This window comes from Bradyrhizobium sp., assembly GCF_049798375.1.
Taxonomy (GTDB): domain Bacteria; phylum Pseudomonadota; class Alphaproteobacteria; order Rhizobiales; family Xanthobacteraceae; genus Bradyrhizobium.
In genome coordinates this window covers 1-5,899 of sequence record NZ_JBARGP010000684.1, presented here as the reverse complement: position 1 = coordinate 5,899, position 5,899 = coordinate 1, and the positions used below count along the sequence as shown (strand labels likewise).

The following is a 5,899-nucleotide window of genomic DNA, read 5'->3' as shown; positions in this document are numbered from 1 at the left end:
CGAAATCGGCGTAGGTCGACAGGATCAGATCGTTGATCTTGAGGCACTCGTCGGCGAGCTGGTCCTCGGTGCAGAACACGTGCGCGTCGTCCTGGGTGAAGCCGCGCACCCGCATCAGGCCGTGCATGGCGCCGGAGGCCTCATAGCGGTGCACGATGCCGAACTCCGCCAGCCGCAACGGCAGGTCGCGGTAGCTCTTCAGGCCGTGCTTGAAGATCTGTACGTGCCCCGGGCAGTTCATCGGCTTCAGCGCAAACCAGCGCTTGTCCTCGGCTTCGTCGCCGGCGGACTGCGCCGCGAACATGTTCTCGCGATACCAGCCCCAATGGCCGGAGGTCTCCCACAGCGACTTGTCGAGGATCTGCGGTGCGTTGACCTCGTTGTAATCGCCGGTCAGGCGGCGACGCATATAGGCGATCAGCTGCTGGAAGATGGTCCAGCCCTTCGGGTGCCAGAACACGACGCCCGGACCTTCCTCCTGGAAGTGGAAGAGATCGAGCTCGCGTCCGAGCTTGCGATGGTCGCGCTTCTCGGCTTCCTCGATCTGCTTGAGGTAAGCGTCGAGGTCCTCCTGCTTGGCGAAGGCGGTGCCGTAGATGCGGGTGAGCATCGGGTTGTTGCTGTCGCCGCGCCAATAGGCGCCGGCCACCTTCATCAGCTTGAAGGCACTCCCAATTTTTCCGGTCGAGGTCATGTGCGGACCGCGGCAGAGGTCGAACCAGTCGCCCTGGTAGTAGATCTTGATCGGCTCGGTGCCGGGAATGGCGTCGACCAGCTCGACCTTGAAGGCCTCGCCCTTGTCGCGGAACACCTGCTTGGTCTTCTCGCGGTCCCAGACCTCCTTGGTGAAGGGTTTGTCGCGGCCGATGATCTCGCGCATCCGCTTCTCGATGGCGGCGAAATCCTCCGGAGTGAACGGCTCGTTGCGGAAGAAGTCGTAGTAGAAGCCGTTCTCGATCACCGGACCGATGGTGACCTGGGTGCCGGGCCACAGCGACTGCACGGCCTCGGCGAGCACGTGCGCGCAATCGTGCCGGATCAGTTCCAGCGCTTCCGGGTCGTCGCGCGAGACCAGCTCGAGCCTGGCGTCGGCCTCAATCGGATCGTTGAGATCGGTCAGTTCGCCGTCCAGCGCCATCGCGACGGTGCGCTTGGCCAGCGAGGGCGAGATGCCCCTGGCGATGTCGAGGCCGGTGGTGCCCGCGGGGTATTCGCGCTTGGCGCCGTCGGGGAAGGTGACGGTGATCTTCTGCAACGGCTCGGCCGGCCTGAGATTGCTGAGGCTGTACTGGAATCCCGATTCGGACTTGTGCGGCTCGGGCTTGCCGGAATCAGGCTGGACGGAATCGGACTTGGAAACGTCGGACATGATGCTCTCCTCAAGCTCACTCCTGCGAACGAGCGCAGGTAAGCGGAGCAGCCGGTATAGCAGGGGATTTTTATGCTGCAACCGGCCATGGCGAAGGAAACTGCCGGCGAGGCAGCGGGCCGAGGCCCCGGACGTTGCGGCGGTAGAGCGATATGATACAACTCAAGGTGCTTGGCTTGACCGGTTTTCTTGTATGTTTTTCTGCGCCCTGGGTCGGATCACGTCCCGCATCAATCCGCTGATCGTCTTCGTGCTGCTGTTCGGACCGGTGTGGGCCGCACCCATGGTGCAGCCGTCACATCCGGTCGCCGACAATGCCGCGCCCATCTCCTTCACTGTCGTGCAGGGACGGCCAGGCGCCTGCGGACCTGGTTGCGACCGCTGGATTGCTGCGGAAGGCAAGATCGACAACGCGGCGGCCGTACGGTTCCGAAAGTTCATCCGGCGCCTCGGCGATGTCAGGCTGCCGATCTATCTCAATTCGCCGGGCGGCAATCTCGAACAGGCGCTCGGGATCGGCAACATCCTGCGCGAGAAGAAGCTGGTGGCGCGGGTCGGGCGCACGATGGTCGGGGAATGCGGCTTCGAGGCGCAGGACAGCGATGTCTGTGTCAGGCTCAGGCAGTCAGGCCGCGAGCTACATGGCGAGGTCTGGCTGCGCAATGCGCAATGCAATTCCGCCTGTCCCTATCTGATCATCGGCGCCGTCACCCGCGAGATCGCGCCGGAGGCCTCGCTTGCGGTGCATTCGCCGCATGTGATCCTGAACTTCACCGGCGGGGTGCCGACGCGCGAGATACGGACGCAGGCCTTGCAGCAGGCGCTCTCGCGCGCCGACCGCCTGGTCGCGGCCTATCTGAAGCGCATGGGTGTGGACGCCGGACTGCTGGCGGTCGCCCGCTCGGTCCGGTTCGAGGACATGCACGTCCTGACCCGGGAGGAGATCGCGCGGTTCGGCATCGATCCGCGCGATCAGGCGGAGACGCCGTGGGTGTTCGAGAATGCCAACCGCAGCCTGATCCACAAGACGGTGATGCGGCGCGACGGCGCGGAACAGCCGTTCCGAACGATGCAGTTGCGGCTGATCTGCGCGGATGCCGGGCGCTTCCAGCTCGACTACCAGCGTCCGGTTCCGCCGGCGGGTCTGGTCTCGGTCGCGCTGTTGAACGAGCCGGGCCGGCTGAGTTTCTACTTTCCGCCGCGACGCGCGGGCGGACTGGAAGCCTGGGCGCTGCACGTCAGCAGGCCTCAGCTCGACAAACTCGCTGCCACGGGGCGTTTCGAGCTGAGCGAGGGCACGCTGGCGAACGGCCAATGGCAGTTTCAGCCAGTGCAGTTCGCGGCCGAAGGCTTCTCTCAGGCATTCGGGCGGCTGCTTGCGACCTGTCCATCGGCCCGGCCGGCTGCTGCTCCGCTCGCCGCGCGCAACGTCATTGCGAGCCCGGCGAAGTAGGATGCACCTATCCCGGGCTGCGATTCGGCGCTGGCGCGCAGGCGACGCCATGCGCTTCGGCTCATGGTCAGCATGAGACGATTTCATGCAGATGCATCGAGATCTCTGCTATGTGGGGCGCCATGACCTCATTGGACACTCCGCGTCGCTTCGCCCCCACCGCTCTCATGCTCGGCAATGTCGTCACCGGCTGCTCGGTCTTCGCGCCGGCTGGAATGCTGCGTGAGCTTGCCGCCGGGCTCGACGTCAGCGTCCGCACCGCGAGCCTGCTGATTACCTTCGGCGCGGTGACGCTGTGCCTCGGGTCGCCAATCACGGCTTGGCTGACCAGCCGGATCGACCGGCGTCGCCTCCTGACCGCAAGCCTTACTGTGCTAGGGCTCTGCAATCTCGCATCAGCCTTCGCGCCCGATTATGCGAGCCTGATGGTGATCCGCATCGTCATGCTCGCGATCGGCGCGCTCTACACGCCGCAGGCTGCCGGCACCGCGGCGTTGATCGTGCCGGCGGCGCGGCGCGGCAGCACCATCGCCTATGTCTTTCTCGGCTGGTCGGTGGCGGCGGCTGTTGGCCTGCCACTCATCACGTTCATCGCCAGCCATATCGGCTGGCGCGCCGCTTATCTCGCGATCGGTGCGACCGGAATCGTGAGCCTGCTGCTGCTGGCCTGGCGGCTCCCCGGTGGATTGCGTGGGGCTCCGGTCGAGTTGAAGACCTGGGCCGAACTCGGCCGCAACCGCATCGTTGTCTTGCTGCTCCTCGCCACCACCCTGCAGATGTCCGGCCAGTTCGTCGTGTTCACCTTCATGGGGCCGCTGTTGACGCAGCTGACGGGCGCCGATGCGAACGAGATCGGCCTGGTGTTCGCGCTCTATGGCATCTTCGGCTTCATCGGCATCGTGGTGGCGACTCGCATCGTTGATTCCTGGGGCGCCTATCGGACTTCGCTGCTGTTCACCTGCATGCTGTTCGGCGGCGTCGCCGGCTGGGCCCTGGGCGCGGGAAGCTACTTCATGATGGCGGGGGCGGTCGCGGTGTGGGGCCTCGGCTTCGCCTCGACCAATTCGATGCAGCAGGTCCGCCTGGTGGCGGCCGCGCCGAAGCTGGCCTCGGCTTCGGTCTCGCTCAATACGTCGGTGCTCTATATCGGTCAGGCGGCCGGCTCGGCGGTCGGTGGCGTGCTGTTCGGACGGGACCTTCTCGCAAGCATGGGCTATGTCGCGGTCGTCTTCATCATCCTGGCGCTGTTGACAATCCTGATGACGCGCCCGGCACGGCGGCTCGCCGCCCTGGCTTGAGGCATAAATTTCCCGCTGGCGACCGGTCAGGACCGATTTGAAAGGTTCCGTTGGCTTTTTTCATGGTGCAACCGCCATCGAGGCGCTTGGCAAGACCGGCCAGACCGGATTAAAGCCGAATTTGATTGGGGACGGCGGGCAGGGTTGTCGAGATTTTTGCTACAACCGGCGGTCAATTCCGCGAGGCTGCGCTTGGCAGTGACCTGGCACGCCCATGGGATATGAAAGCGACGTGACATGAAGACGATGATGTTGAGTTTCGCTGCAGTGTTGATCTCGACGGCCGCTCTGGCACAGGCAGCTCCGCCGATGGTCGGCGACCAGCCGCTGGTCCAGGTCAAGCCGCGTAAGGTCGCTGCGGCCAAGCCGCAGCCGGCGGCCAAGCCGCAATCGACCAAGCCGCAATCGATCGCGGTCAAGCTGCAGGCCTGTCTCGATATAGACGACGGCACCAAGGAACGGCTCGACTGCTATGACGCGGTGATCCCCCCGGCGCCGAAGCCGAAGACGATCAAGGCCAAGACGGTGGCCGAGTGCAAGTTCACCAAGGAACAGGACGAACGGCTCGCCTGCTTCAACGGCTTCGTAGAGGCCATGCCGAAGCTGCCCAAAACCTGAGTCTCAAGACCTGAGCCTGAAGACCTGCATCACAAGACTTGATTCAATGGCCGGCCGCGATCCGGATCGGCGGCTCCGCGGCGGCCATCTTCGTCAAGACGTCCTGGATCGGATTGCGGGTCCAGGCTGATGTGACGTAGTCGCGATGGGTGACGCCCTCCGGCGTCTCGACAAACACGACGCTGCCCGGCCGCAGCGGCCGATCGATGTTGTCCGATACCGCGATGCCCTTGTCGCGCAGCATGCTCATCAGCTCGTGGTCGTGCCGCGCCGTGTAGTGGGTATAGGAGCTGACGAAGAAGCCCGAGCGGTTGTGCTCGATCCAGCCCGCGAACTTGTCGAGCTGACCATAGACCGCATCGAGCAGCACCACGCCGCGGACGCGATCCGTGACGCCGCCGACATCGAGGCTCCAGGCCGTCGGCAGGAAGCCGCCGCTATAGCCGACGACCACGACCGGCATGCCGGCGAATGCGTCAGTCGCGCGGGGATTGCCGGTGAGCCGGGCGAGGTTCACTGCCGCCTCATCCAGAAAGCGCTTGAGACCGCCCGGCTGCCAGAACTTGCCGGCGCTGGAATCGGCGGCATCCACCGCCATCTGCGGTGCGAGCAGCACCGCGTTGACCCCGGACTCACTGATCTGCTGCGGCACCAATTGGCGATCGCGAACGTCGCGTTCCAGTGTCGCGCCATTGCCATGGAAGAACACCACGATCACGCCCGGTTTGCGGACGTCGAAGTTCTCCGGGACGTGCACCAGTACGCGGCTGTCGTTATAGGTCTGGTCCTGCCAGTAGACCCGCCCGGACAGGCTGCGATGGCCATGCCGGTCGCCATTGTTGACGTCGAGGAAGGGCGCATCGGAGGCGGGGTTGTTGCCGGCGTAGGGGAACGCCGACGATTTCATGCTGACCAACGTGGTCAGTTCTTCGCGCGGCGAAAAGGAGACTGCGGCTTGTGGGTCCAGTGACGCCATTTGTCTGGGCCGAGCCGGCTTGGGGGCGAAATCGGCCGGCGAATGGAGTTGGAAGCTCTCTGCAGGCGTGGGAAAGCGGTCGCCGAATTGCGGGACCGGGAAACGATCGTCGAAGGTCGGGCCGGCGACCGCGGCATTGGCGGCCATCGCGGCCTGATCGGGCGCCTTGCCGCACTGCGCCAACG

At 64.9% G+C, this 5,899-nt stretch carries 5 protein-coding genes; 3 read left to right on the top strand and 2 right to left on the bottom strand.

What is annotated here, in order from left to right:
- Window positions 1–1,369: threonine--tRNA ligase (gene thrS, locus WA702_RS26660; RefSeq protein WP_425113535.1), on the bottom strand; the 1,369-nt coding region annotated here is incomplete at its 3' end.
- A gap of 193 nt (window positions 1,370–1,562) precedes the next feature.
- On the opposite strand from thrS, the gene WA702_RS26655 reads away from it, so the two are divergent.
- The 3 genes from WA702_RS26655 to WA702_RS26645 all read left to right on the top strand — a co-directional run bounded on the left by WA702_RS26655 (window position 1,563) and on the right by WA702_RS26645 (window position 4,738).
- On the top strand, window positions 1,563–2,822 hold the full coding sequence (locus WA702_RS26655; RefSeq protein WP_425113534.1) for a hypothetical protein: 1,260 nt from the start codon (window positions 1,563–1,565) through the stop codon (window positions 2,820–2,822).
- Window positions 2,823–2,944: 122 nt separating this feature from the next.
- Window positions 2,945–4,120, top strand: coding sequence for an MFS transporter (locus tag WA702_RS26650; protein WP_425113533.1), 1,176 nt, complete (start codon window positions 2,945–2,947; stop codon window positions 4,118–4,120).
- A gap of 237 nt (window positions 4,121–4,357) precedes the next feature.
- Window positions 4,358–4,738 carry a hypothetical protein gene (locus WA702_RS26645; RefSeq protein ID WP_425113532.1) on the top strand — a complete coding sequence of 127 codons (381 nt, stop codon included), beginning with the start codon at window positions 4,358–4,360 and terminating at the stop codon, window positions 4,736–4,738.
- Window positions 4,739–4,781: 43 nt separating this feature from the next.
- Here the strand turns inward: WA702_RS26645 and WA702_RS26640 are convergent, their stop codons facing one another.
- Window positions 4,782–5,897: an alpha/beta hydrolase gene (locus WA702_RS26640; protein WP_425113531.1), complete on the bottom strand. Its 1,116-nt coding sequence runs from the start codon at window positions 5,895–5,897 to the stop codon at window positions 4,782–4,784.
- Window positions 5,898–5,899: the final 2 nt, after the last annotated feature.

Coding starts and splice junctions, on each gene's coding strand:
- WA702_RS26655 (WP_425113534.1), top strand. CDS start 1,563: ATGTTTTTCTGCGCCCTGGGTCGGATCACGTCCCGCATCAATCCGCTG.
- WA702_RS26650 (WP_425113533.1), top strand. CDS start 2,945: ATGACCTCATTGGACACTCCGCGTCGCTTCGCCCCCACCGCTCTCATG.
- WA702_RS26645 (WP_425113532.1), top strand. CDS start 4,358: ATGAAGACGATGATGTTGAGTTTCGCTGCAGTGTTGATCTCGACGGCC.